The sequence below is a fragment of the Thermomonas carbonis genome, from assembly GCF_014396975.1.
In the GTDB taxonomy this organism is placed as follows: Bacteria; Pseudomonadota; Gammaproteobacteria; order Xanthomonadales; family Xanthomonadaceae; genus Thermomonas; species Thermomonas carbonis.
On sequence record NZ_CP060719.1, the window covers coordinates 3,337,012 to 3,363,587 of the forward strand.

The 26,576-nt window shown below is 65.1% G+C and carries 16 protein-coding genes and 2 tRNA genes; 4 read left to right on the top strand and 14 right to left on the bottom strand.

Translation table 11 applies throughout. From position 1 onward, the window contains the following. The first annotated feature begins 4 nt into the window (after positions 1–4). On the top strand, positions 5–652 hold the full coding sequence (locus tag H9L16_RS15440; protein WP_187552517.1) for a bifunctional 4-hydroxy-2-oxoglutarate aldolase/2-dehydro-3-deoxy-phosphogluconate aldolase: 648 nt from the start codon (positions 5–7) through the stop codon (positions 650–652). A 142-nt stretch (positions 653–794) separates the two neighbouring features. On the opposite strand, the gene H9L16_RS15445 is transcribed toward H9L16_RS15440, so the two are convergent. The 4 genes from H9L16_RS15445 to H9L16_RS15460 all read right to left on the bottom strand — a co-directional run bounded on the left by H9L16_RS15445 (position 795) and on the right by H9L16_RS15460 (position 10,270). Further along, complete coding sequence (locus H9L16_RS15445; protein ID WP_187552518.1) at positions 795–3,572, bottom strand: TonB-dependent receptor; 2,778 nt, start codon at positions 3,570–3,572, stop codon at positions 795–797. 307 nt (positions 3,573–3,879) lie between these two features. Beyond that, on the bottom strand, positions 3,880–5,916 hold the full coding sequence (locus H9L16_RS15450; protein ID WP_187552519.1) for a glycoside hydrolase family 97 protein: 2,037 nt from the start codon (positions 5,914–5,916) through the stop codon (positions 3,880–3,882). Continuing rightward, the gene (locus tag H9L16_RS15455) at positions 5,913–8,642 is read right to left on the bottom strand and encodes an alpha-1,6-glucosidase domain-containing protein (RefSeq protein ID WP_229796485.1); all 2,730 of its coding nucleotides are present in this window, start codon (positions 8,640–8,642) and stop codon (positions 5,913–5,915) included. The genes H9L16_RS15450 and H9L16_RS15455 overlap by 4 nt, the downstream gene beginning before the upstream one ends. Positions 8,643–8,659: 17 nt before the next feature. Further along, positions 8,660–10,270, bottom strand: a complete 1,611-nt coding sequence (locus H9L16_RS15460; protein WP_187552520.1) for an alpha-glucosidase family protein — start codon at positions 10,268–10,270, stop codon at positions 8,660–8,662. Positions 10,271–10,468: 198 nt separating this feature from the next. Between H9L16_RS15460 and H9L16_RS15465 the strand changes: the two genes are divergently transcribed. Together H9L16_RS15465 and H9L16_RS15470 are read left to right on the top strand one after the other, a co-directional pair. Continuing rightward, entirely contained in the window at positions 10,469–11,851 is a 1,383-nt protein-coding gene (locus H9L16_RS15465) for an MFS transporter (protein ID WP_187554232.1), read from the top strand. After that, positions 11,848–13,593 (top strand): alpha-amylase family glycosyl hydrolase, encoded by a 1,746-nt coding sequence (locus H9L16_RS15470; protein ID WP_187552521.1) that lies wholly within the window; start codon positions 11,848–11,850, stop codon positions 13,591–13,593. Before H9L16_RS15465 ends, H9L16_RS15470 begins: the two co-directional genes overlap by 4 nt. 7 nt (positions 13,594–13,600) lie before the next feature. On the opposite strand, the gene H9L16_RS15475 is transcribed toward H9L16_RS15470, so the two are convergent. The 10 genes from H9L16_RS15475 to H9L16_RS15520 form a co-directional block, all read right to left on the bottom strand. After that, a complete protein-coding gene (locus H9L16_RS15475) occupies positions 13,601–14,647 on the bottom strand; it encodes a LacI family DNA-binding transcriptional regulator (protein WP_187552522.1) in 1,047 nt (348 codons plus the stop codon). Positions 14,648–14,786: 139 nt separating this feature from the next. Continuing rightward, positions 14,787–14,863: transfer RNA gene (locus H9L16_RS15480), tRNA-Arg, on the bottom strand. Positions 14,864–14,952: 89 nt separating this feature from the next. After that, positions 14,953–15,045, bottom strand: a tRNA-Ser gene (locus tag H9L16_RS15485). 57 nt (positions 15,046–15,102) lie between these two features. Beyond that, complete coding sequence (csrA, locus tag H9L16_RS15490) at positions 15,103–15,297, bottom strand: carbon storage regulator CsrA (protein WP_187554233.1); 195 nt, start codon at positions 15,295–15,297, stop codon at positions 15,103–15,105. Between the two features lie 115 nt (positions 15,298–15,412). Continuing rightward, on the bottom strand, positions 15,413–18,052 hold the full coding sequence (gene alaS, locus H9L16_RS15495; protein ID WP_187552523.1) for an alanine--tRNA ligase: 2,640 nt from the start codon (positions 18,050–18,052) through the stop codon (positions 15,413–15,415). Positions 18,053–18,136: 84 nt separating this feature from the next. Next, positions 18,137–18,637: a regulatory protein RecX gene (locus H9L16_RS15500; protein WP_187552524.1), complete on the bottom strand. Its 501-nt coding sequence runs from the start codon at positions 18,635–18,637 to the stop codon at positions 18,137–18,139. Beyond that, a complete protein-coding gene (gene recA / locus H9L16_RS15505) occupies positions 18,634–19,659 on the bottom strand; it encodes a recombinase RecA (RefSeq protein ID WP_187552525.1) in 1,026 nt (341 codons plus the stop codon). The genes H9L16_RS15500 and recA overlap by 4 nt, the downstream gene beginning before the upstream one ends. A 155-nt stretch (positions 19,660–19,814) precedes the next feature. Further along, complete coding sequence (gene lexA, locus H9L16_RS15510; RefSeq protein WP_187552526.1) at positions 19,815–20,450, bottom strand: transcriptional repressor LexA; 636 nt, start codon at positions 20,448–20,450, stop codon at positions 19,815–19,817. Positions 20,451–20,503: 53 nt separating this feature from the next. Next, complete coding sequence (locus tag H9L16_RS15515) at positions 20,504–21,001, bottom strand: CinA family protein (RefSeq protein ID WP_187552527.1); 498 nt, start codon at positions 20,999–21,001, stop codon at positions 20,504–20,506. A 103-nt stretch (positions 21,002–21,104) separates the two neighbouring features. Beyond that, the gene (locus H9L16_RS15520) at positions 21,105–23,798 is read right to left on the bottom strand and encodes a TonB-dependent receptor (protein ID WP_187552528.1); all 2,694 of its coding nucleotides are present in this window, start codon (positions 23,796–23,798) and stop codon (positions 21,105–21,107) included. 213 nt (positions 23,799–24,011) lie between these two features. On the opposite strand from H9L16_RS15520, the gene mutS reads away from it, so the two are divergent. Then, entirely contained in the window at positions 24,012–26,576 is a 2,565-nt protein-coding gene (gene mutS / locus H9L16_RS15525) for a DNA mismatch repair protein MutS (protein ID WP_187552529.1), read from the top strand.

Consider the following 26,576-nt stretch of genomic DNA (forward strand, 5'->3'; position numbering starts at 1 on the left):
TCCGATGTTCGATACCGCCCGCCATAGCCAACTGGTCGATGCCGTGTTCGACCTTGCCCCGGTGATCCCGGTGCTCGCCATCGACCGCATCGAGGACGCGCTGCCGCTGTGCCGCGCGCTCGCGGACAACGGCCTGCCGGTGCTGGAGATCACCCTGCGCACCGCCTGCGCCCTGGATGCCATCGCCCTGGTCGCGCGCGAATTGCCGCAGGCCTGCGTCGGTGCCGGCACCGTGCTGTCGGCCACCGATCTCGCCAACGTCGCCGATGCCGGCGCGCGCTTCGCGATCTCGCCCGGTGCCACCGACGCGCTGTTCGATGCCGCGAAAGCCAGCCGCACGCCGCTGATCCCGGGCATCGCCACCGCCAGCGAACTGATGCGCGGAATGGAACATGGTTGGCGGCGGTTCAAGTTCTTCCCGGCCGAATCCAGCGGCGGCATCGGCGCATTGAAAGGCTTCGGTGGACCGCTGCCGATGGCGCGGTTCTGCCCCACCGGTGGCATCGATGCGGCGAAGGCCCCCGCCTATCTCGCATTGCCGAACGTCGCCTGCGTCGGCGGTTCGTGGATGGTGCCGGCAGATGCGGTGAAGGCGGGCGACTGGGCACGCATCGGTGCGCTGGCCGCCGAGGCCGCTTCGCTGAAACGCTGAGGCAGCACGACGGCGACACTCGCCTGGTCAAACGTAAAAGCCGGCTGCGTGCCGGCTTCTACATGCACGTTCTGCAATCCGCAAATGAAAACCCCCGCCTCTTGCGAGGCGGGGGCCGGTTGCCACCCGGGAGGGAGGGCAATCAGAACTTGTAGCTGACTCCGAGCAGCACGGTGCGGCCCCACTCGATGTGCTCGAGCGGACGATCCTTGTCGCCGGCGTACGTGCGATACGACTCGTTGGTGAGATTGCTGACCTGCAGTTGCAGGCCCAGACCCTTCAGCCGGCCTTCGCCGAACGAGTAGCCGATCTGCGCGTCGGTGATGTTCTCGCCGACCACGTAACGCGATTTGCGGTTCGCCGCGAAATCGCCGATCTCGCCGATGAAGTCGGAACGCCGACGATTGTTGACGCGGGCCTCGAAGCCGTTGCGCTCGTAGTACGCGGTCAGGTTGTACACCTGATCCGACAAGCCCGGCAACGTGATGTCGGCATTGCCGACGCTGGACGCGCTTTCCGGATCGCGGATCTTGATGTTGCTGTCCGTGAAGCTCGCACTGGCCACGATGCCGAAGCCGTCGAGCGCCTGCGACCACAGGTTGAACGGCAGCGACGCGGTGAGTTCCAGGCCCTGCAACTTGCCACCCTTGCCGTTGTAGGGCGCGGTGTAGATACCCGTGGTCTTTGGTGGCGTGGTGACACCGGGAGGCAGCACGTAACCCGCCAGGAGGTCGGTGAAGTCATAACCATCGCGCGGCTGGGTGAAGATGTAGCTGCTCAGCTGCTTGTAGAACACGGCGGCCGCGACATAGGCCTTGGTGCCGAAATATTTCTCGTAGGAAATATCCAGCGCGTTGGCCCGCCACGGATCCAGTTCCGGATTGCCGCCGCCAGCGCCCGGCTCGGGGATCGGCTTGCTGGTATCGACGCCGAATTCCAGTGAGGAGCGCAGCTGATCGACACGTGGCCGCGCGACCTGCCTGGCCAGCGCCACGCGCAGGGTCTGGTCGTCGCTCAACGAGAACGCCAGGTTCATGCTCGGCAACACGTCGGTGTACTTCTTGCCACGGTTGATCGGCTGGACTTCCTGACCGGCCGGCCGCGAGGCATCCCAGTAATTCGAAGCCGACGACTGGTCGACCTGCTGGATCTGCAGGCCTATGTTGCCGCGCACCGGCACCGAGCCCAATTCCGTGTCGATGTTCGCGCGCAGGTAGCCGGTCAGGATGGTCTCGTCCACCGTCCACGCTTTCGGAATCAGGTAGTTCAGGTTCTCGACCGGATTGAAGGTCATGTACTTGGCCACCGCGCCCGGCACGTTCCATGACGGGATGTAACCGATGCCCGCGAACCCCAGGTCGACCAGCCCGTACTGGAACTCGGAGCCGATCACGGTATCGCCCTGCGCCCCGACGTTGATGTTGCCTTCAGGCTGGCGTTTGGCTTTGCTGCGATCGGCGTAATTGACGCCGAAATCGATACTGGATAGCCAGCCCATCGACTCCGGCGCAGGCATCGTTGCACCCAGCTTGAGACTGAGCAGCTCGTCTTCGACCTTGGGCGTCTTGCCGTAGCCCGACCCGTAGATCGTATTGCGGAGGAACAGCTTGCTGGCATCGGAATAATCCCGACCCGGCACCATCTGCGAGAACCCATCGCTGGAGTAGGTCAGTGCCAACGTATCCAGCGACGGCACCGGTGCCAGCTGGGTGTTGTTTTCCAGGTTGAGTTCGTCGCGATTGGCCTTCGACCAGCTGGCATCGGCCACGATGGTGGTGCCACCGACGAAGAATTCGTTCTTCCAGCCGAACGCCTTGATCGTGTCTTCGCGCTTGTTGTACATGCCGCGCACCAGCGGATACAGATTGGCGACGGTGCCGCCGGTGAAGGTGTTATTGCCGTTGATCTGCGGATTGGTGATGTTGATGCGCCCAAACCCGCCGTTGTAGTCGCCCAGGTTGACCTCGAACTGATTCGCGGTGTCCTCCTGCGTCGCCTTCGAGTGGAACGCATCCAGCGTGCTGATCCAGGCATCGGACGGGCGGAACTCGAGTGATGCCATCACCCCATCGCGCTTGGTGTAGCCGGTGCGACGCAAGGCCTTGATGCCATCCGAGTAGAACGTGCCGGCGGCGACGCCCGGCCGCCAGCCGTCACCGATCGCCTGCCATGGCTCGTACAGACCCACCTGATTTTCCTGGATCGGCGTATCGGAATGCGAGTAACCGACGGTGAATCCGACCCGGCGATCCGAAGACTGACCGATGTAGCTGACGTTGAAGCGATTGCCATCGGCATCCGTATTTCCGGCAGAACCGAGCGAATTGCGCTGCATGCGGCCGCTGATTGCGAACACGGACTTGTCGTAATCCAGCGGGCGCACGGTGCGCATGTCCAGCGTGCCCGACAGACCCTGGCCGACCATCGAGGCATCCGGGGTCTTGTAGACCGTTACGCCGGCCATCAGCTCGGACGGGTACTGGTCGAACTCGACGCTGCGGTTGTCGCCGGTACTGACCAGCTCGCGTCCATTGAGCAAGGTGGTGGCGAAGTCCGGCGACAGGCCACGCACGCTGATCACCTGCGCGCGACCCGCAACGCGTTGTGCGGCAAGGCCAGGCAGTCGCGCGATCGATTCGGCGATGCTGATGTCGGGCAGTTTGCCGATATCCTCGGACGACACCGCTTCGACGATCGACGTCGCGTTTTTCTTGGTGTCGATCGCGCGTTCGATGCCGCCACGGATGCCGGTGACCACGACAGTGTCGAGGTTCTTCGCATCGTCTCTCTTCTTCGCGGCCGCTGCTTCTTGTTCGGTCTGGTCCGCGGCAGGCGTGGACTGCGCATGTGCCTGCGCCGCAAGCATCATCGCGGCCGAAGCCAATGCCACGCTCAACAGGTTTCGCTTCAACTGCACCATCTTCCCCTCCAGGAATGAATGAGGTGTCGAACGGTCCCTCGCCGTTCGATCATCGTGCATGCCGTGACGGCTTTACACGAACGGCGCGATGGTAGTCGCGTCACTCCACTGCCGCGCCAACTTGCATACGTATTCATTGCAATCCATCGCAAGAAGCCGCGAAACCCGCACCAGCGCTTGCTTTCAGCATGATCGAGCGACCCCTGAAACGCGCATCGGCATGCACATCGGTACCGATCGGCACCGATATGCGGCAACGCAACAATGTCCAGCGCCGCGAAAATCGCAGCAATGGATGCATCACGGATCAGCGTGTCAGCGGCACCAATCGCACGGCGATGCCACCACCACCCGCGAGCCACGCATCGAGCACGTCGCCACGCACAACCGTGCGTTCCTCGCGCACGAAGCGAAAGCGCGCAGCGCCCTTCCAGTCGGCGCCTTCGCCATCGCGATAGATCTCGGCGCGATAACGTGTTCCGGCATCCAGGAAATCGAGTTTCAATGGCACGCTGCGCACATGGCGATCATTGATCGCACCGATGAACCAATCCGCGCCGCCGCGTTGCTTGCGTGCGATGGCGGCGTACTCACCCACTTCGCCAGCAATCAGATGACTTTCGTCCCAATCCACCGCCACGTCCTTGATGAAGCGGAACGCTTCCGAATGTTGCGCGTAATGCTCCGGGAGGTCGGCGGCCATCTGGATCGGGCTGTACAGCGCCACGTACAACGCCAATTGGCGCGCCAGTGTGCTGCCGATTTCCTGGCCGTTCTTGCCGGTCAGGCTGACCACGCCGGGCGTGTAATCCATCGGCCCGGCGAGCATGCGCGTGTAAACCAGGGTGACTTCGTGTTCGGGCGTGTTCGGCGGATCGCCCCAGGCATTGAACTCCTGCCCGCGCGCGCCTTCGCGCGACACCCAGTTCGGATACGTGCGGCGCAGACCGGTGTCCTTGATCGGTTCGTGCGCGTTGATCGCGACACGATGCTTCGCCGCATCCCGCACCACGCGAAGGTGATGGTTGCTCATCCACTGGCCTTCATGCCACTCGCGCAGCACCGATCCATTCGCCACGTCTTGCCGCTCGATCTGCCCGGCATCGCAGACGTAACCGGTCTTCACCGCGTCGATGCCGAGCGTGTCGAACAACGCGAAGGCGTCATCCATCTGCCGCTCGTAGTGGCTGACCGCGCAGCCGGTCTCGTGGTGGCCGATCAGGTGCACGCCTTTCGCCTTCGCGTACGCGGCTAGTCCGCGCAGGTCGTAATCGTTTGTTGCCTTGCGGAAATCGAAATCCCAGCCGTTGGCGAACCAGTCGCCATCCCAGCCCACATTCCAGCCCTCTACCAGCACGCCACGGAATCCATTGGCGGCAGCGAAGTCGATGTAGCGCTTGGTGTTCGCGGTGGTCGCGCCGTGCTTCGGGCCAGTGGCCCAGGTTTCCTTGTCGAGATGCAGCGACCACCACACGCCCACGTACTTGTGCGGCTTGAACCAGCTGGTGTCGCCGAGCGCGTTCGGCTCGTTGAGGTTGAGGATGAGGCTGGATTCGACCAGGTCGGCTGCGCGATCACCGATCTGGATCGTGCGCCATGGCGTGTGGAACGGCGTGGAGCGCACCACCGCTGCTGCGCCGCTACCCGGCGTCAGCGACGCGTGCAACAACTGGCCCTTGCCTTTCGCCAGATTCATGCCGGCGTAGTCCACCAGCGCCGCTTCATGCACGGTGACATGCAAGCCATCATCGGCACGCAGGGTGATCGGCGTCTGCGCCACGCCCACCTGCGACAACGCAGTGCGGTTGTACAGGTACTCCTCGCGATTCCATTGATAGGCCGGAATCCACCACGCCGTCGACGGCCTTGCGACCGCGAATTCGGTCAATTCCTGCACGATCTGCGCTTCCGCAAGGTTCGGCTGCTTCGGCACGTCGTAGCGAAAGCCGACGCCATCATCGAACACCCGGAACACCATCGAGAAGCGGCGCTGGTCGCGATCCTTCTCCGCGAAGTCCGCGCGCAGTTCGTTGTAACGGTTGCGCACGAAGCGACGCTCGCCCCACGGCTGTTCCCAGGTCTCGTCGAAGCTGCGCGATGACTGTCCGTCGATCTTGAGGTTGCGCAGCAACTGGCGATCGTTGCGCAGGATGAAGCCGAGCCGCGAGTCGCTGATGACCGGCTTGCCATCGCGCAGCACGCGATAGGCCAGGCGACCTTCGCCATTGAGATCCAGTTGCACCACGATGCGGCCGTCGGGCGATGCCGCCTGCGCCACCTGTTCCGCGTGCACGAAGCCCGGCAATGCGAGCGCCAGCAGGATTCCGAATTTCAGCGTCTTCATCGCGTGTCCTTTTTCGTATCCACCACGAACACCACCGCCGTGCGGCCCGGCACCGTGAAGGCTCCATCCTTCGCTGTATAGCGCGCCTGCTTCGCGCGCGCATCTGCCGCTCCGTCCGCGGCTTGCACGGGATGCAACACGTACGGCTTGCCTGCCTCTTCCGGCAGCACCAGCGACTGCACGTCAGGCGACACGTTGAGGAGGTACAGCACCTCGCGATACGCGCCGGGCATGCCGTCGCCATCGAGATGACCAACGACAACCAGCGGATTCTGCTTCGGCCCGACATTGCGGAATACCAGCCTGCGCTGCACGTCATCCGCACTGCGCAAGTGGAAGAGCGGTGAGCTGGCACGAATGCGCAACAGGTCGCGGAAGGTGTCGCGCATCCAGGCGATGTCGGCGGGCGGCGGCTTCGCATTGGCATTGCGCAGGACGGGCCGCAAGAGATCCCAGTCCTTGCCGTTGTCCTGCGGCGGCGGCAGTCCCGCGCCGAAGCCGTTGTCGGTGTAACTCCAATCGAGCCGATTGAACCAGTCGCCGGAATCGAAGCTGTTGCGATCAAGCGACTTGCTGCGCAGCACGTCCATGCCGGCATGAAAATACGGGACGCCCTGGCTGAAGGCGACGAAAGCGGCACCCAGCAGTTGCACGCGCGCACGCTCCACCGCGCTGGTGTCCTGCGGCAACTTCAAGGCGTGGATGTCCCACAGCGTCGGGTTGTCGTGGTTCTCGACGTAGTTGACGACCTCGCCGGGCTGACTGGCATAGCCGGCTTGCATGCCCTTGTAGTCGAGCGCAGAGAGGGGCGCGACGCGGCCATCCGCCAACATCATGCGGTACTCGCGCAGGGTGCCCGCCAAACCGGTGCGCGCGAGGTCGGCGGCATGCAGCAGGTCGCGACGCGTGGCCTTGCCGCGTGCACTCGCATTCGGCGCGTACGCCAGTCCGTTGAGCAGGCCCTGCTGCGCGAACAGGTCGACGCCACTGTCGCAACAACCGCCACCGCGCAGCGCGTCGCGCGCACGATCGCTGAACGTGGCGATGTCGCTGCCGTTCAACATGCCCTGCGCGGCCTGCGGGAAACGCGCGCCGTTGGCGACCTCGCCGAAATTCCAGCCCTCGCCGACCAACGGGACGTAGCGACCGGCAGCGGCGTTCGCGGCGCGCTGCACCTCGATCATTGCCGCGCGCGGCTGGTGGCCCATCAGGTCGAAGCGGAACGAATCGATGCGGTAGTCGCGCGCCCACAGCGCCACCGAATCACGCATGAGTCGGACCATCATCGGGTGCTCGGTCGCGGTGTTGTCGCAGCAGGTCGAGGTCTCGACGTTGCCGTTCGCATCCAGCCGCTGGTAATAGCCCGGCACGATGCGGTCCAGCACCGATCGCGGCGACTGCCCGGACGCGGTCGTGTGGTTGTAGACCACGTCCATGCCCACGCGCAGGCCGGCTGCGTGCAGGGCCTGCACCATCGCGCGCAACTCGAGGATGCGCACCGCGCCGTCCGCGGCATCGCTGGCGTAGCTGCCCTCCGGCGCGTTGAAGTGGAACGGGTCGTAGCCCCAGTTGAAGCAATCCTTCGCGGCAACGGCCATCACCGCCGCCTGCTGCGAGTCGCTGTCCGCCTTGGCCTGCCGGATCACGGGAGTAACGCAGTCCGATTCCGGGATAGTCGCGATATCGAAGACCGGCAGCAGGTGGATATCGGTGATGCCGGCCTCGCCCAACGCGCGCAGATGGCGCATGCCATTGCTGTCGGCATCGGTGAAGGCGAGGTACTTGCCGCGATGCGCTGCGGGCACGCTGGCGTCGCCGATCGAGAAGTCGCGCACGTGCAATTCGTAGATCGCCATCTCGGTGTTCGATGCCAACGCAGGCGGGCGCGGCGCATCGTCCCAACCGGCTGGCTTCAATGCGGGATCGTCGAGGTTGGCGATGTAGCTGCGCCTGGAGTCCGTGGTCAGGCTCACCGAGTACGGATCGGTGACGCGATTGCGCACGATGCCGACACCCGGCACGAAGACGTCGACCAGGTACGTGTAGTAACTGCCGCGCAGGTCGCGCGGGTTGCCGTTGAGCCACTGGCCGGTGCGCTCCTCGCGCGCCAACGGCACCGACTCGATGGCAGGCGATGCGCCATCGGGATACAGGCAGACCGACACGTCGATCGCCGTCGGCGCCCATACCCGAAACCACGTTGTTCCGTCGCCCGGCGTTGCCCCGAGCGGCACGCGATCATCATCGGCAGCGGCGGCGTACAACGCATCCAGCGCGCCCGGCGTTTGCAGATAGGTGGCATCGATCACGTTGCCGCGGGCGTCTTCATGCACCAGCATCGCCTGGCCGCGCAACAAGTCGCGCAGTTCCGTCCGCGCATCCTGCGGCAACGCCAACGTCGCGCCAGCGCCAACAAAGCGGAAGCGTGCGGCGACATCGTCAGGCACATTTTCCGATCCCGACAAGGCGTACCCGTGATCCGCGCCAGCGACAGGCGCACCGCGTTGTACCTGCAGGGTTGCGGATGTCGAAGCAACGAGGCGGTAGCGTGCGCCTACAGGCTGTCCCGGCCAACGGATGCGCGTGTCATCCAGCCAGTACCCGCGCGCATCGGTGGCGGCATGCGCGACCGGTTGCAGCACGCGCATGCTGTCGCCATCGCAGTCATCGATCCCGGCCTGGGCCACGCCGCTTGCGGCGAGCAGCAATGCGAAGGTCGTTCGCATGCCGCGCATCGTCTTGCTCACGCCAGGCTGGCGTAGGCGGCGCTGCGCGGCGGGAACTGCAACACGCCATCGCGCAGGTTGGCCGCATCGATGCCGGGTGCGGACAGCAGCGCAATGCCGGTCGGCGGTGTCCACGCGATTGCCTCCGGCGAGAGGTTCAACGCGACCAGCATCCGCTTGCCTCGATGTTCGCGCACGAATGCGAGGACATGCGCGGGTGCATCGAGGAAGCGGATCGTGCCTTCGACCAGCGCGGGTTGCGACTTGCGCCAATGCAGGAATGCACGCGCGGCATTCAGCACGGACGACGGATCGGCTGCCTGCACGTCCACGTTGCGCGCGATGTGCGTCGCCGGCACCGGTAGCCACGGCTTGCCTTCACTAAAGCCGGCATGTTCGCCCGCAGTCCACGGCATTGGCGTGCGGCAACCATCACGTCCCTTGAAGTTCGGCCAGAACGCCTTGCCGTAGGGATCCTGCAGCGCTTCGTACGGCACGTCCGCTTCCGGCAGGCCGAGCTCCTCGCCCTGGTAGAGGCAGACCGATCCGCGCAGCGAGCAGACCAGCGCGATCAACTGGCGCGCATGCGCTTCGTCATCATGGCCATTGCCCCAACGGGTGACCGCGCGTTGCACGTCGTGGTTGGAAATCGCCCAGCACGGCCAGCCGCCCTGCAGTTGCGATTCCAGCGCTTCGACGGTGTTGCGGATGTGTGCGGGCGATGCGTCGTCGGTCAGCAGCTCGAAGCTGTAGCCCATGTGCAGGCGGTGCGGCTGCACGTAGTCGGTCATCGTCGCCAGCGAATCATCCGACGAGATTTCGCCAAGCGCGGCGACATCGGCGTAACCGTCCATCAATCGGCGAACGTCTTCGAGGAAGCCGAGATTCTCCGGCCGCGTGTTGTTGTAGGTGTGGTACTGGAATGCATACGGATTGTCGGGACTGAAGCCACGGCCTTGGCGCAGCTCCATCGGCTTGGCCGGGTTGTCGCGCAGTTGCGCGTCGTGGAACGGGAAGTTGATCGAATCCAGGCGGAAGCCGTCCACGCCGCGATCCAGCCAGAAACGCAGGGACTCCAGCTGCGCGGCGTAGGCCTGCGGGTTGTGGAAGTTCAGCTGCGGCTGCGAGCTGAGAAAGTTGTGCAGGTAGTACTGCCGCCTGCGCGGCTCCCAGGTCCAAGCCACGCCGCCGAAGATCGACAGCCAGTTGTTGGGCGGGCTGCCATCGGGTCTCGCATCGGCCCACACGAACCAGTCGGCCTTGGGGTTGTCGCGGTCCTGCCGGCTCTCGACGAACCAGGGATGCTCGATCGAGCAGTGGCTGGGCACCTGATCGATCATCACCTTCAGCCCGCGCGCATGCGCCGCGCGCAGGAGCCGGTCGAAGTCGTCCAGCGTGCCGAACAGCGGATCGACATCGCAGTAATCGGAAATGTCGTATCCGAAATCGTGCATCGGCGACTTGAAGAACGGCGAGATCCAGATCGCGTCCACGCCGAGCGACGCCACGTGGTCGAGGCGCGCGACGATGCCCGGCAGGTCGCCCACGCCGTCGCCATCGGTGTCGAGGAAACTGCGCGGGTAGATCTGGTAGATCACCGCGCCGCGCCACCATTGCTGATCCGTCATCCCCACATCCATCCCGCTTGCGACTGCCGCGGATCATGCCGCCTGCGGCACGCATCGCCGATTCGATGAGGGGTTGAATACGTTTACATGCACGATGACCCCCTGAAACATGCCGAATATGCGGCGCTGCATCACGACTCGGCCGATGCGCTGCAGCACACTCCGCGCACTCTGATCGCCACGCACACGAGGCAACGCATGCATGCAACGGGCACGTCATCCAGGCCGGCACTGTCGTTCTGGCAGATCTGGAACATGTCGTTCGGCTTCCTCGGCATCCAGTTCGGATTCGCCCTGCAGGGCGGTTTCATGTCACGCATCTTCCAGACATTGGGTGCGGAGAAAGACGCGTTGCCGTTGCTGTGGATCGCCGCGCCGCTGACCGGCTTGCTGGTGCAACCGGTGATCGGCTGGTTCAGCGATCGCACCTGGCATCCGGTGCTGGGCCGCCGCCGTCCCTACTTCGTGATCGGTGCCCTCCTCAGTTCGATCGCCCTGCTGTTCATGCCGCACTCGCCGACGCTGTGGATGGCGGTGGGCTTGCTGTGGGTGCTCGATGCCAGCATCAACATCAGCATGGAACCGTTCCGTGCACTGGTCGCCGACAAGCTTCCCGAGCAGCAACGTTCTTACGGCTTCGTGCTGCAGACGCTGATCATCGGCATCGGCACGTGGATCGCCAGCAACCTGCCTTGGTTCGTGACCTTGCTCGGCGTGCCCAACGAAGCCGGGCCCGGAGTGGTGCCGCCGTCGGTGAAGATCGCCTTCGCGATCGGCGCGTTCGTGTTCATGGCCAGCATCCTGGTCACGGTGTTCACCACCCGCGAATATCCACCGGAGGATCTGCAGCGCTTCCGCGACGAGAATCGCATGCAGCGCAATCTCTTCAGCGAGATCTTCAAGCATGTACGAGCGATGCCCCTGCAGATGCGTCGGCTCGGCACCGTGCAGTTCTTCAGTTGGCTGGCGTTTTTCACGATGTGGAGCATGGCCACGCCGGGCCTGACCGAACACGTGTTCAAGGCACCGGCACCGAACCCGGCTGCGTTCGACATGGCGAATGCGACGCAAGCGGCGGCGTTCCAGTCGGCGAATGCCGCATTCCAGGATGCCGCCGACCTGGTGGGCTCCTACATGGGCTACTACGGCCTGTCGTCGATGCTGGTCGCACTGCTGCTCAGCTTCATCGCCGCGCGCAGGCCATTGAATCGCAAGGCCGTGCACGCGATGTCGCTGGTGCTCGGCGGCGTCGGCTTTTTGTCGATGTGGGCGGTGCCGGATCCGGCGTGGCTGATCCTGTCGTTCGCGCTGGTCGGCGTGGCCTGGGCGAGCATCCTGTCGATGCCGTACGCGCTGCTGTCCAGCTGCGTACCAGCGCCGAAGATGGGCATCTACATGGGCATCTTCAACATGTTCATCGTGATCCCGCAGATCGTCGCCGCGACCCTGCTCGGGCCGGCCTTGCGTGGGCTGTTCGACAACCGCCCGATCTTCGCGATGGCGATCAGCGGCACCAGCCTGCTGCTGGCGGCGTTGGCGCTCGTGCGCGTCCAGGAACCATCGCCGGAGGCAAGCGCATGACCTTTCGCCACACGACCACCTCGCTTGCCGTCGCCATCGCCCTGGCCATCAGCGGCTGCGCCTCGACCACGCCGCGCGATGCGGCAACGACCGCCGCACCGGCGAAGGACTACTACGGCACGCTGGAACCGTTCGCCGCCAACGCGGTGTACTTCGTGGTCACCGACCGCTTCGTCAACGGCGATACCGGCAACGACCATCGCGACCAGGGCGGTGCGAACCGCACCTTCGACATCCCGCTGCCGGTCTGCGACGGCGTGGCCGGCAACATCGGCTATCTCGGTGGCGACTTCAAGGGCATCGCCGACAACCTCGACTACATCCGCGGGATGGGCTTCACCTCGGTATGGATCACACCGGTGATCGACAATCCGGACGAAGCCTTCACCGGCGGCTCGCCACCGAGTTGCGGCAGCATTCTCACCGACCAGGGCAAGAGCGGCTACCACGGCTACTGGGGCACGAATTTCTACAAGCTCGACGAACACCTTCCAAGTGCCGGGCTCGACTTCGCCGGGCTTGCGAAGTCGGTGCATGCCAAGGACATGAAACTGGTGCTGGATATCGTCGGCAACCATGGCTCGCCGGGCTGGACGATGCCGAAGCCGCAGCCGAAGTTCGGCCAGGTCTTCGACAAGGCCGGCAGGCTCATCGCCGACCACCAGAACCTGCCGCCGCAATCGCTGGATCCGGTGCGCAATCCGCTGCATCGCTTCTACAACACCACCGGCCCGGTCGACGGTGCGAAGGGCTCGATCTTCGACGGCAACCTGGCGCAACTCGCGGATTTCGATGCGGGGAACCCGGCGGTGCTCGAGTACATGGTCGATGCCTACGGCCTCTGGATCGACCAGGGCGCCGACGCGTTCCGCATCGATACGATCAGCTGGATGCCGCCATCGTTCTGGCACGCATTCACCCAGCGCATCCGCGCGAAGCGTCCCGGCTTCTTCATGTTCGGCGAAGCCTTCGACTACGACGCGGCCAAGATCGCGGTGCACACCCTGCCCGGCAACGGCGGAGTCAGCGTGCTCGACTTCCCGATGAAGCAGGCGATGGACGAGGTGTTCGGCCGCAAGCGTGTGGGCTTCGAGCGGCTGGCACCGTCGCTGTTCCTCACCGAAGGCCCCTACGCCAATCCGTACGACCTGGCGACGTTCTACGACAACCATGACATGCCGCGGATGGACGCGAGCGATGAAGGCTTCATCGACGCGCACAACTGGCTGTTCACCGCACGCGGCATCCCGGTCGTCTACTACGGCTCGGAGATGGGCTTCATGCGCGGTCGCGCGGAACACGCCGGCAATCGCAATTACTTCGGCAACGAGGGGATCAAAGCGGCGAAGCGCAGCCCGATCCACGCGGCGCTGTCGCGAATCGCCAACGTGCGCGCGGCGACGCCTGCACTGCAGCGCGGCCTGCAACTCGACATCGCGCTGCAAGGCGACCGCGCGGCCTTCTATCGCGTGTTGCAGCACGACGGCATGCGCCAGATCGCGCTGGTATTGCTCAACAAGGGCGATGCCGCGCAACGCTTCGAGATCGCCACGATGCTGCAGGCGGGACGCTGGCGTTCGGCGCTGGACGCCAGCACGGTCGATGTCGCCGCAGGCGGCGCGCTGTCGGCCAAGGTGGCGGCGCATGACGTGCAGGTCTTCGTGCTGGATGCGCCGGTGATGGAGCCCGCGTTGCAGGCCGCGCTCGATCAGGCGATGTCTGGCGCGCGCAGAGCGCATTAGTACGAGATCAGCCGCCGCTGGAGGCGCGGACTTCCAGCGTCGGCATCAGGGTCACACTCTCGGCGGGCTCGTCGCGCACCAGTCTCAGCAGGCTGGCCACCAGCAATTCGCCTGCGCCCGACGTGTCCTGCACCACCGTGGTCAGCGGCGGGTTGGAGAAGCGCGCCATCGGAGTGCCGTCGAAGCCGACGATGGCGACGTCGTCGGGCACGCGCAAGCCATGCTCGGTGAGCGCGCGAATCGCGCCGATCGCGATCAGGTCGCTGGCGGCGAAGATCGCGTCGAATGCATGGCCACGTGCGATCAGCGTGCGCGCTGCGTCGTAGCCGGATTGCTCGGAACTGTCGGCATCGACCTGCAAGGCCGGATTCATGCGCAGGCCGGCTTCGCGCAGCGCGCCATCGCAGCCGCAGTAGCGCGCGAAGAATTCCGGGAAGTGGGTCGAGGCATCGCCCAGGAACGCAACCTTGCGTCGCCCGCGCGCGATGAGATGTCGCCCGACCAGTGCGCCACCCGCGGCGTTGTCGCAACCGATGGAAATGCCCGGCTGTCCCTGCAGCACCGCGCCCCAGCGGACGAAGTGCGTGCCCTGCGCCACCAGGTGGGCGAGCTTGCTTTCGTAGGCGATGTAATCGCCGTAGCCGAGCAGGATCAGGCCATCGGCCTTCATGCTGTCCTCGTAGTCGGCATGCCAGTCGTCCGACAGCTGCTGGAACGACACCAGCAGGTCGTGGCCATGCTTGGCGCAGGCGCGGGTGATCGAACCGAGCATCGACAGGAAGAACGGGTTGATGTGCGAGTCGTCCGGGGTCGGATCCTCGAACAGCAGCAGGGCCAGCGTGCCGGCGCGCTGCGTGCGCAGGCTGGAGGCGTGGCGATCGACCTTGTAGTTGAGCTCGCGGACCGCTTCCTCGACGCGTTTGCGGGTCTCGGCATTGACCAGCGGGCTGCCGCGCAACACGCGAGAGACCGTGGCCTGCGACACCCCGGCACGATGGGCGATGTCCATCGAGGTGGCCTTGGTTTTCTTCTTGGCGCGGCGCGGTTCCTGCATCGCCGCAGTGTAGCAATCGCCCGCGCGGATGCCGGGCGATGCGTTCCGCGGCATGCTGGCGCTGGCCGGATCGTTGAATTGCTACGCGCCAATCATCCGGAAACAAAAAAAAGCCAACCCGGAGGTTGGCTTTTTCATATGGTGCGCCCGGAGAGATTCGAACTCCCGACCCCCAAGTTCGTAGCCTGGTGCTCTATCCAACTGAGCTACGGGCGCAAATCAGAAGCGGAATTATGCGTTGCCGCATGAGTCCTCGTCAACGAAAAAACACCTTCGGTGACGTTTGTTTCGCGGTTTCGCCAAACTGGCGGAGAGTGAGGGATTCGAACCCTCGATCAGGCTTTTGACCCGATACTCCCTTAGCAGGGGAGCCCCTTCAGCCACTCGGGCAACTCTCCGGCGTGACGAAATCGCGAGCGGCGAAGAATACAGGCTGTACCGTGATCCGGCAAACCTTACGGCTTCGCTTCGCCGTCCTTGTTGCTTTCATCACCCTGGATACGCTGGTAGATCTCCTCGCGATGCACGGCGACATCCTTCGGCGCGGTGATGCCGATGCGCACCTGATTGCCCTTGACGCCCAGCACCGTCACGGTGATGGCATCGCCGATCATCAAGGTTTCACCTACTCGCCTGGTCAAGATCAGCATCGCAACTCCCCTGTCGCAGCCGCCACGGAACCGTGCGGCCAGATGCATCCAATCCATCCGATCATACGGGGCATTGTTCAGCTTGCACAAGCGACCGCGGTCACGGTCGCCGCATTCACTGTGCCGCGATGCGCTCGCTGACCCAAGCCGGCACGCGATCCAGCGCGGCGACCAGCGCCTGGCCGTCTTCGCCGCCACCCTGCGCCATGTCAGGGCGACCGCCGCCCTTGCCGTTGACCTGACGGGCCACGTCGCCCAGCAAATCGCCGGCCTTGACCTTGCCGGCGGCCGCGCCGCTGACGCCAGCCACCAGCGTGGCCTTGCCGCCATCGGTACCGGCCAGCACGATCACCGCATCGCCCAGTTGCTGCTTGAGCCGATCCAGAGCATCGCGCAGCGCCTTGGCATCGAAGCCTTCCAGGCGCGCCGCAAGCACCTTGATGCCGTCGACATCGCGGGCCTGGTTGCCGAGATCGCTGGTCGCACCGGAAGCCGCCTTGGCCTTCAACGCTTCGAGCTCGCGCTCCAGCTTCTTCTGGCGGTCGAGCAAGGCACGCAGCCTGTCGGCAACATCGCCGGTGGTGCCGCCGAGCAGGGCCGCAGCTTCGTCCAGGCGGCGCTCTTCCTCTGCCACATGATCCAGTGCGCCCTGCCCGGTCACCGCCTCGATGCGGCGAACACCTGCGGAGACGCCACCCTCCGAAACGATCTTGAAGAGGCCGATATCGCCGGTGCGGCCCACATGCGTGCCGCCGCACAGTTCGGTCGACGTCGGGCCGAAGCGCAACACCCGCACGTGCTCGCCGTACTTCTCGCCGAACAATGCCATCGCACCGAAATCGAGGGCCTCCTGCATCGCCATGTTGCGCACTTCGCCTTCGTGGTTGGCACGCACCTCGACGTTCACCCGGCGCTCGATCTCGGCCAACTCTGATTCGGTCATCGGCTGGAAGTGCGAGAAGTCGAAACGCAGGCGATCCGGCGCGACCAGCGAGCCCTTCTGCTGCACATGCGTGCCAAGCACGTCGCGCAGGGCGGCATGCAGCAGGTGGGTGGCGCTGTGGTTGAGGATCGTGGCGCCGCGGCGCGCACCATCGACCGAGGCCAGCACGCGGTCGCCGCGCTTCAGCGTCCCGGTGGACAGCGTGCCGACATGTCCATGGAACTGGCCGGCGAGCTTGAGGGTGTCATCGACCACGAAGCGCACACCCTGCTCATCGAGTTCGCCGGTATCGCCGACCTGGCCGCCGGACTCGGCATAGAACGGGGTTGCATCGAGGATCACGATGGCAGCATCGCCCGCTTCGATGGATTCGACCGGCTTGCCGTCCTTCAACAGCGCTTGCACTTCCAATCCTCCCGCGGCCAATGCGTCGTAGCCGACGAATTTCGTGGGCGTCAGCCGGGCCACCAAGTCCGCCGGCAGCGTGGTGCCGCCACCGAACTTGCCGGCAGCGCGAGCGGTTTCTTTCTGCTGGGTCATCGCCGCATCGAAGCCGGCCACGTCCACCGACATGCCGCGCTCGCGGGCCATGTCCTGGGTCAGGTCGAGCGGGAAGCCGTAGGTGTCGTACAGGCGGAAGGCGTCGGCGCCCGGGATCGTGCCATCGCTGCGCGCGGCCACATCGTTGAAGATGCGCATGCCGGAATCGAGCGTCTCGGCGAAGCGCTCTTCCTCGGCCTTGAGTGCGCGCTCGGCGGTGGTGCGCCCTTCACGCAGCACCGGGTAGGCATCGCCCATCTGCGCATCCAGCGTGGACACGAGCTTGTTGAAGAACGGTTCGCGCACGCCCAGCATCCAGCCATGGCGCAACGCGCGACGGATGATCCGACGGAGCACGTAGCCGCGACCCTCGTTCGACGGCAACACGCCGTCCACGATCAGGAAGGCGCAGGCGCGGATGTGATCCGCGATCACCCGCAGCGACTTGTTCTCGAGGTCGGCGGTGCCTGTGAGCTCGGACGCGTGCCTGATCAGCGCCTGGAACAGGTCGATCTCGTAGTTGGTATGCACCCGCTGCAGAATCGCGGCCAGCCGCTCAAGGCCCATGCCGGTATCCACGCACGGTGCCGGCAGCGGCACCAGGGTGCCGTCCGGCTGGCGATCGAACTGCATGAACACGTTGTTCCAGATCTCGATGTAGCGGTCGCCGTCTTCATCAGGCGAACCGGGCGGACCACCGGCGATGTGGTCGCCGTGGTCGTAGAAGATCTCGGTGCAGGGGCCGCAGGGGCCGGTATCAGCCATCTGCCAGAAGTTGTCGGAGGCGAACGGCGAGCCCTTGTTGTCGCCGATGCGGACAATGCGCTCCGGCGGCAGGCCGATATCGTTGTGCCAGATGTCGTAGGACTCGTCGTCGTTGTGGTAGACCGTGACCAGCAGGCGCTCGCCCGGCAGCCCCCAGACTTGGGTCAGCAGTTCCCACGACCACGCGATGGCCTCCTTCTTGAAGTAGTCGCCGAACGACCAGTTGCCGAGCATCTCGAAGAAGGTGTGATGGCGCGCGGTGTAACCGACCTGGTCGAGGTCGTTGTGTTTGCCGCCAGCGCGCAGGCAGCGCTGCACGTCGGCCGCGCGCACGTAACTGCGCTTCTCCGCGCCCAAGAACACATCCTTGAACTGGACCATGCCCGAGTTGGTGAACATCAGGGTCGGGTCGTTTCCCGGCACCAGCGGTGCGGACGGCACGATGGTGTGGCCCTTGGAGGCGAAGAACTCGAGGAAGTCCCGGCGGATATCGGAGGTCGTTTTCATGCGGCCATTTTACAGGCGCAGCGTGCCCGCAAGGCTCTAAATCGCGTGTCCGTTATCGAGCACCCTCTGCAGCTGCGGAAGAACCTATTCCTGGCGAGTCGCGGTCCGCACATGTTCCATCGAGAATCCGCGGCGCAACAGCAGATCGGCGGCCTTGCGCCGCTGTGCGACGTCCAGCGGCCCGTCACCGCTGAAGCGGCGACGGATCAGGCCGCGGGCCACATCGGCCCAATCCTCCTCGAAGCTTGCCAATGCCGCCAAGACCGCCTCTGCGCCCAGCCCATGCGTGCCGAGTTCCGCGCGGATCCAGCCGGGTCCGTAACCTGCGCCCGCGCGGCTGCGTACGAGCGATTGTGCAAAACGGGTGTCGTCCTGCCAGCCGGCGGCAGTCAGTTTGTCGACTACCGCGCATGCATCGGCGGTCTCGACTCCACGGCTGACGAGCTTGCGTGCCAGTTCCTTGCGCGAGTGTTCGCGCCGGGTCAGCAGTCCCAGAGCACGTTGGGTGGGTGAAGGCTCCGGGCGGCGACGGCGATTCCGCGCTGACGAGGACGTTTCACCGCCATCGCCGCCCGGCCCCGTCATTCGACGCCTGCTTCTTCGCGCGGGGCTTCCTCCGGCACGAATTTCTCGCGCAGGGCGGCTTCAAGCTTCAGCGCCGCAGCGGGATTTTCCTTGAGGTAGTTACGGGCGTTTTCCTTGCCTTGGCCGATGCGCTCGCCGTCGTAGCTGTACCAGGCACCGGCCTTCTCGACCAGCTTGGCGTCCACGCCCATGTCGATCAGCTCGCCTTCACGGCTGATGCCTTCGCCGTAGAGGATCTCGGTGATGACCTGCTTGAACGGTGGCGCCAGCTTGTTCTTAACCACCTTGATCCGGGTCTGGTTGCCGATGATTTCATCGCCCTTCTTGATCGAGCCGATGCGGCGGATGTCCAGGCGCACCGAGGCGTAGAACTTCAGCGCGTTGCCACCAGTGGTCACTTCATTGCTCTGGCCGGGCATCATGATCCCGATCTTCTGGCGCAGCTGGTTGATGAAGAACACCATGCAGTTGCTGCGCTTGATGTTGCCGGTCAGCTTGCGCAAGGCCTGGCTCATCAGGCGAGCCTGCAGGCCGGGTAGCACATCGCCCATCTCGCCCTCGATTTCGGCCTTCGGGGTCAGCGCCGCGACCGAGTCGATCACCACCATGTCGACCGCGTTGGAGCGCACCAGCATGTCGGCGATCTCCAATGCCTGCTCACCGGTGTCCGGCTGCGACAGGTAAAGCTCGTCGAGGTTGACGCCAAGCTTCTGCGCGTAGGTCGGATCCAGTGCATGCTCTGCGTCGATGAAGGCGCAGGTACCGCCGGCCTTCTGGCACTCGGCGATGGTCTGCAGGGTCAGGGTGGTCTTGCCGGACGATTCCGGGCCATAGATTTCCACCACACGGCCCTTGGGCAGGCCGCCGATGCCCAGCGCGATATCGAGCATCAGCGAGCCGGTGCTGATGGTCTCCACCACCTCCACCGCACGGTCGCCCATGCGCATCACCGAGCCCTTGCCGAACTGCTTCTCGATCTGGCCCAGTGCGGCGGAAAGGGCGCGCTTCTTGTTTTCGTCCATGGTGCAGGTCCTCGGTACTGAAGGGTGATATCGGGTCTGGAATCAGGTTAGGCGGCACCCATCGCAAAAGCTGCGACGTGGCGGGCCGTGCGATGACAGTGGCAGCCGGCGCGATGCATGGGCATCAGGAAATCCCCCGCCGGACACTGGGACGCTCACGCATTCGGTCGCACCAGGCCGCAGTACAGGCCCTCGATGGCGAAGTCCTGGCCGGGCTGCACCTCGATCGGCGCGTAGTCGGGATTACGCGGCAACAAGCGAATGCGGCCCTGCCCGATCTTCAACAACTTGACCGTGACCTCGTCATCGATCCGGGCGATCACCACTTGGCCGCTGCGCGCATCGGAGGTGCGATGCACGCCGATCAGGTCACCATCGAAGATGCCTTCGTCACGCATCGAATCACCCCTGACCTTGAGCAGGTAATCCGGGGTGGGCGTGAAGAATGCACGATCCATCAACACGACCTGCTCGGAGCCGATGTCGGCGCCGATCGGCACGCCGGCAGCGACCTGACCGAGCACGGGCAGTTGCAGGATGTCGTCGTTGGCCGGCAGTTCGGCCTGCCTCGGCCCATCCGGCAACTGCAGCAGGCGCAGGCTGCGCGCACGCCCCGGGCTGCGCTCGAGTATGCCGGCAACTTCCAGCGCCTCCAGGTGGTACTGCGCGGCGCGGACGCCCTTGAAGCCAAAGGCACGGGCTATTTCCGCCTGCGATGGGGCGAAGCCATCGCCCTCGATGCGTTCGGCAATGAAGGTGTGGATCGCGCGTTGGGTTTCGGTCAGGCTCATGATTAGTAGTAATACTACTAACGATTTGCGACGTCAACCGCTTCGAGCGTCGCTCACTCGAGATGCTGTTCAAGCCCCGTCAGCGCCTTGGCCACGGTTTGCCGGCGCACCGCGTCGCGGTCGCCATCGAAATGGAAGACGTCCGCCTTGGCGTAACCGCCACGCCGCTTCCACGCGATCCAGACCGTGCCGACCGGCTTGTCGTCGCTGCCGCCACCCGGCCCGGCGATGCCGGTCACCGCGACGGCGAGGGTCGCGCCGGAATGCACCAAGGCACCGCTGACCATCTCCACCACGGTTTCACGACTGACCGCGCCGTGGGTTTCCAGCGTCTGCGGGCGCACGCCGAGCAAGGCCTGCTTGGCTTCGTAGCTGTAGGCCGCCATGCCGCAATCGAACCACGCCGAGGAACCTGCCACGTCGGTCACCGCCTTGGCGATCCAGCCGCCCGTGCAGCTCTCGGCAGTGGCCAGGCGATGACGCGTTGCCAGCAGGCGCTCACCGGTGGTGCGTGCCAGAAGATCGAGTTCGGTGTCGGTGGGAACGGTCATCGTCAACTCATTGCGGGACATGGCCGACTTGTAACGCACGCCGGCTGAAAACGGAACGGCCCGCTTGCGCGGGCCGTCCGTGATGCGTGTCGCCTGCGGTGGATCAGAACTGGAAGCGCAGGGTCACGCCATACATCGCCGGGGCACCCAGGAAGGCGTTGTAGGTATTCAGCGGATCGCCCGGGGTCGGCGCACCTGGTGCCTGCAGCGGCCCATCGAATCCAACCTGCACGTAGTCCTCGTCGAGAATGTTGGTGCCCCACAACTCCAACTGCCAGGTGCGGTCGCGCGAGCCGATGCCGATGCGCGCGTTCACCACCGCATACGCGTCCTGCAGCTTCTCGGCATCCAGATCGGAGCCGGTGTTGTATTCGGACTGCCACTTGGTGCCGATGTTGAAGCGACCTTCCAGGTTCGACGCCATGTCCCATTCGTAGGTCAGCGATGCCGACAACGACCATTCCGGGGCGAAGCTCATCTGCGCACCCGGCAGCTTGTACAGCTGTCCGACCGAAGGACATGCCGTCGAGGTCTGGCCCGGCCCAACGAAGTCGCACCCTGGGATGGTCTTGCCGTACTTGGTGTCGGCGTACACCAGGCCCGTCTGCAGCATCAGACCCGGAGTGGCCTGCCACAGCAGCTCGGCATCCAGCCCCTGCGACGTCACCTTCGGAATGGAGCGCACCACGAAGCTGGTGCCCAGGAAGCTGTTGAGCTGGAAGTCGCTGTAGGTCTGATGGAAGAACGCGCCGTTGAGCAGCAGGTTGCCACCCATCCAACTGGTCTTGGCACCCAACTCGTAGCTGTCCACGAACTCGCCGGGGAACGAGGTGTCATTCACCGGTGTGATGCCGGCCCCACCACTGGAAAGACCATTCGACGACTGCACGCGATCGAGGTTGAAGCCGCCTGCCTTGTAACCGCGTGCCGCGGAGAAGTAGGTCATCGCGCGCTCGTTCCAGCGATAGGCCGCCTTCAGGGTGCCCGACCATTCGTTCTCGGACCGCGACTGGTCCGTGCTGCGACCGTCATGCAGCACGTTCGTCCACGGCAGGCAGATGCGTCCGACGATGCCGGACACCAGGCCGGGCGATGCCGCGACCGCCGGCACCAGGCTTGCCAGCAACTGCTGCTGCACCTGGGGCGGCAGGTTGCCGAAGCCATTGATGCGGGCTGCGAGCATGCGCGAAATGCCGGCAGCGGGATTCGCGACCGAAGCCGCGCAACCGAGGCCGCCATTCGGGTTGTCATAGACCGACTGGAGGCCCTTCTTCTCCGTGGTGTAGCGCAGGCCCATGGTGATATCCAGTGCTTCCGTGGCATGCCAGGTGTTGTTGGTGAACAACGCAGTCGTCTTGGCATTCTGCTTGTAGCGGTCCAGCGCGCCCATGCCGGCAAACGTGGTGCCATACGGGCGACCACTGAACTGCGACAGCAACGTGGCCGGGTTCGAGGTATTGAACGACAAACCGAAATTCGCGAGCGTCGGATTCAGCGCCTGCGCCAGCCCGGGCAGGACGCTGCCGCCGACCAGGGTCGACAGGAATGGCTCGTAGCCCGCGCCCACGACGTAGCTTTCGGTACGTTCCAGGTCTTCGTTCGCGTAGAACAGTCCAAACAGCCAGTCGACCTTCTCGGTCGAACCGGTCAGGCGGAATTCCTGGCTGAAGGTCTTGAAGCTGACGAAGGATTCATCCTCGCGCGGATTCGAGTAGATCAGGTCGGCCGCGGTGAAATCGAAATCGCGGCCATTGGTCGAGTCCCAATCGCGACTGGCGGTGACCGAGGTGAACGTCGCGCCACCAAAGGCTTCCAGGTCGATGTTGACCTCTGCCTGCACGCCCCTGTCGTCCATCTTCTGCGCGGTGCTGCGGTTGCTGTAGGCAACCCGCGCCCAAGGATCCGCCGGGATGGCGATCGCATTGCCGCCGCCCACGCCATTGATGATCGGCGCGGTGCCACCGCTGATCAGTTGCACGGCCGTACAGCAGTTCTCGTCGCGCTTGGTGGAATCCGCAGACAGCACGATCTCGACATTGTCGGTCGGCGCCAGCAGCAGCTTGCCGCGGAAGGTGCGGAAGTTCTGGTCGTTGTCCTTGTCTTCGGTGCGTGGGCCTGCACCGGTCGCCACGTCCATCCAGCCATCGCGATCACGATGCGCCGCATACACGCGGAATGCGGCGTAGTCGCCGAGCGGCGCGTTGAACCAGCCCGCCAAGCCCAGCGCACCGTAGTTGCCGAAGGTGACCTCCCCCGCGCCGCTCATTTCGAAATCGGGATTGCGGGTGACCACATTGATCACGCCCGCCGAGGTGTTCTTGCCGAACAGGGTGCCTTGCGGCCCCTTCAGCACCTCGATGCGCTCCAGTTCGCCAAGATCGCCGAAGCCGACCGAGTTGCGCGGCCGGTACACGCCGTCGACCACCACACCAACCGAGGACTCCAGGCCGACGTTATCGCCCACCGTGCCCACGCCACGGATGCGTGCGGTGGTGATCGCCTCGCTCTGGGTGCTGGTGACGGTCAGGCCCGGCACCAGAACCTGCAGATCCTTGATATCGCGCACACCGGTGTCCTGCAAGGTCTGCTGGGACAGGGTCGTGACCACGATCGGCACATCCTGGGCAGCTTCCTCGCGCTTCTGCGCGGTCACGACCATGGTGTCGAGGGTTTTCGCCTCTTCCGGCTTGTCCTGCGCGGCAGCATCCTGGGCGAACGCGGGCAACGCGGAGAACGAGATCAATGCCGCCATCACGGCGACGGCCAACGGCTTTGGCTGCGGTTGCTTGCGGTACATGGAACCCCCTTATGTTGAACACGCCTGAGTCTAGCCGTCGCGGGAGCGGCGGCTGCATCGTCATCGGCGCGACCATGTGGGGGTATGGCGCGCGGGCAGTGGAACGGCTGCCTTGACGGAAAACTAACACATCCATACGGCACCGTGTCCAGTGATTTGTGGCCGCCATCCGGGGATCGGGCACACTAGCCGCCCCCTGCTGCCGCACCATCCATGTCGCTCGAACAGCACACTCCGTTGATGCGCCAATTCTTCTCGGCCAAGGCCGAGCATCCGGACGTGCTGCTGTTCTTCCGGATGGGCGATTTCTACGAACTGTTCTACGACGACGCCCGCAAGGCGGCGCGGTTGCTCGACATCACCCTTACCCAGCGCGGCAATTCCGCCGGCCAGCCGATCCCGATGGCCGGCGTGCCCTACCACGCGGCCGAGGGCTACCTGGCGCGGCTGGTCGCGCTGGGCGAATCGGTGGCGATCTGTGAGCAGATCGGCGATCCGGCACTGGCCAAGGGCCTGGTCGAACGCAAGGTGGTGCGGATCGTCACCCCTGGCACGGTGACCGACGAAGCCCTGCTGGACGAACGCCGCGACACCCTGCTGCTGGCGATCAGTCGGATCAAGTCGGGCTATGGCCTGGCGTGGGCGGATCTCTCCAGTGGCCGCCTCCGCGCAAACGAAGTCGATGGCGATGATGCACTGGAAGCCGAACTGGCCCGCCTGCAGCCGGCTGAAGTCCTGCTGGCCGATGAGGACGGCTGGCCTGCCGCCGTGCTGGAATCGCGCGGCCTGCGCCGTCGCCCGCCATGGCTGTTCGATGCCGAAGCCGGCCGTCGCCAGTTGCTGCAGTTCTTCAGCCTGCACGACCTCACCGCGTTCGGCATCGACGGCAAGCCGCGCGCGATCGCCGCCGCCGCCGCGCTGCTCGGCTACATCGAGGAAACCCAGAAGCAGCGCCTGCCGCACCTGCGCGCGATCGCGCTGGAGGCCAGCGACGAGGCCATTGCGATGAACGCGGCCACCCGCCGGCATCTGGAACTGGATTCGCGGGTCGATGGCGACGTGCGCGCCACCTTGCTCGGCGTGCTCGATTCAACCGTGTCGCCAATGGGCGGACGCCTGTTGCGGCGCTGGCTGCACCGGCCATTGCGCGACCGCAATGTGGTCGGCGAACGCCACCAAGCGGTGTCGGCCTTGATCGATGCGCGCGCCGACGACCTGCTGCGAGAGGCCTTCCGCAGCCTGGGCGACCTCGAACGCATCCTCTCGCGCGTCGCCCTGCGCAGCGCGCGCCCGCGCGACCTGTCCACGTTGCGCGACGGACTCTCGCTGCTGCCATCGGTGCAGGAGATCCTGTCCGGGCTCGACTCGCCGCGCCTGCGGGTATTGCATGCGGCACTTGGCGAACACGATGCGACCGCGCGCATGCTGCGAGCCGCCATCGTCCCGCAGCCGCCGCTGCTCGCCCGCGATGGCGGCACCATCGCTGATGGCTACGACGCCGAACTCGACGAACTGCGCATGCTCAGCACGCATGCGGACCAGTTCCTCATCGATCTGGAAGCGCGCGAGCGCGAAGCCACCGGCATCGCCACGCTGAAAGTCGGCTACAACCGCGTGCATGGCTACTTCATCGAGATCAGCAAGGGCCAGAGCGTCAAGGCACCGGTGCATTACACCCGCCGGCAAACGCTGACCGGCGCGGAGCGCTACATCACCGAGGAGCTCAAGACCTTCGAGGACAAGGTGCTGTCCGCGCGCGAACGTTCGCTGTCGCGCGAGAAGCTGCTGTACGAAGGCGTGCTCGACCTGCTCAACGAAGTCGTCGAACCGCTGCGCCACTGCGCCGCCGCCTTGAGCGAACTCGACGTGCTCGCCGGCTTCGCCGAACGCGCACAGGCACTGGACTGGAACATGCCGCTGCTGCGCGACGAGCCCGGCATCGCCATCGAACGTGGCCGTCATCCGGTGGTCGAGGCGCTGCGTGACGCGCCCTTCGAGCCGAACGACCTGCACTTCGATGGCGACACCCGCATGTACGTGATCACCGGCCCGAACATGGGCGGCAAGAGCACCTTCATGCGCCAGAACGCGTTGATCGTGCTGCTGGCCTGCATCGGCAGTTTCGTGCCGGCGGCCAAGGCGACGATCGGCCCGATCGACCGCATCCTCACCCGCATCGGTGCCGGCGACGACCTCGCCCGCGGGCAGTCGACCTTCATGGTCGAGATGAGCGAGACCGCCTACATCCTCCATCACGCGACCGAACACTCGCTGGTGCTGATGGACGAGATCGGCCGCGGCACCTCGACTTACGACGGCCTCGCACTCGCCGATGCGGTGGCGCGCCAGCTGGCCGCGACCAATCGCAGCTACACCTTGTTCGCGACGCACTACTTCGAACTGACTGCGCTGGCGGAGCCGGGCAGCGGCATCGCCAACCTGCACCTGGATGCGGTCGAACATGGCGATGCATTGGTGTTCATGCACGCGGTGCGACCCGGCCCGGCCAACCGCAGTTTCGGCCTGCAGGTCGCAGCACTGGCCGGACTCCCCAAGCCTGCATTGCAGCAAGCGCGCGCGCGGCTCGCCGAACTGGAAGCGCAGGGCCGCGATGCGCCGGCAGTGACGTTGAGCGCACCGGCATTGGATGCACCGCAGCAGTTCGGCTTGTTCGCGTCGCGCTCGGCGGCGCTGGATGCGCTGGCCGGCATCGAGCCCGACGAGTTGTCGCCGAAGCAGGCATTGGAAGCGCTGTACCGGTTGAAATCGCTGGCCTGA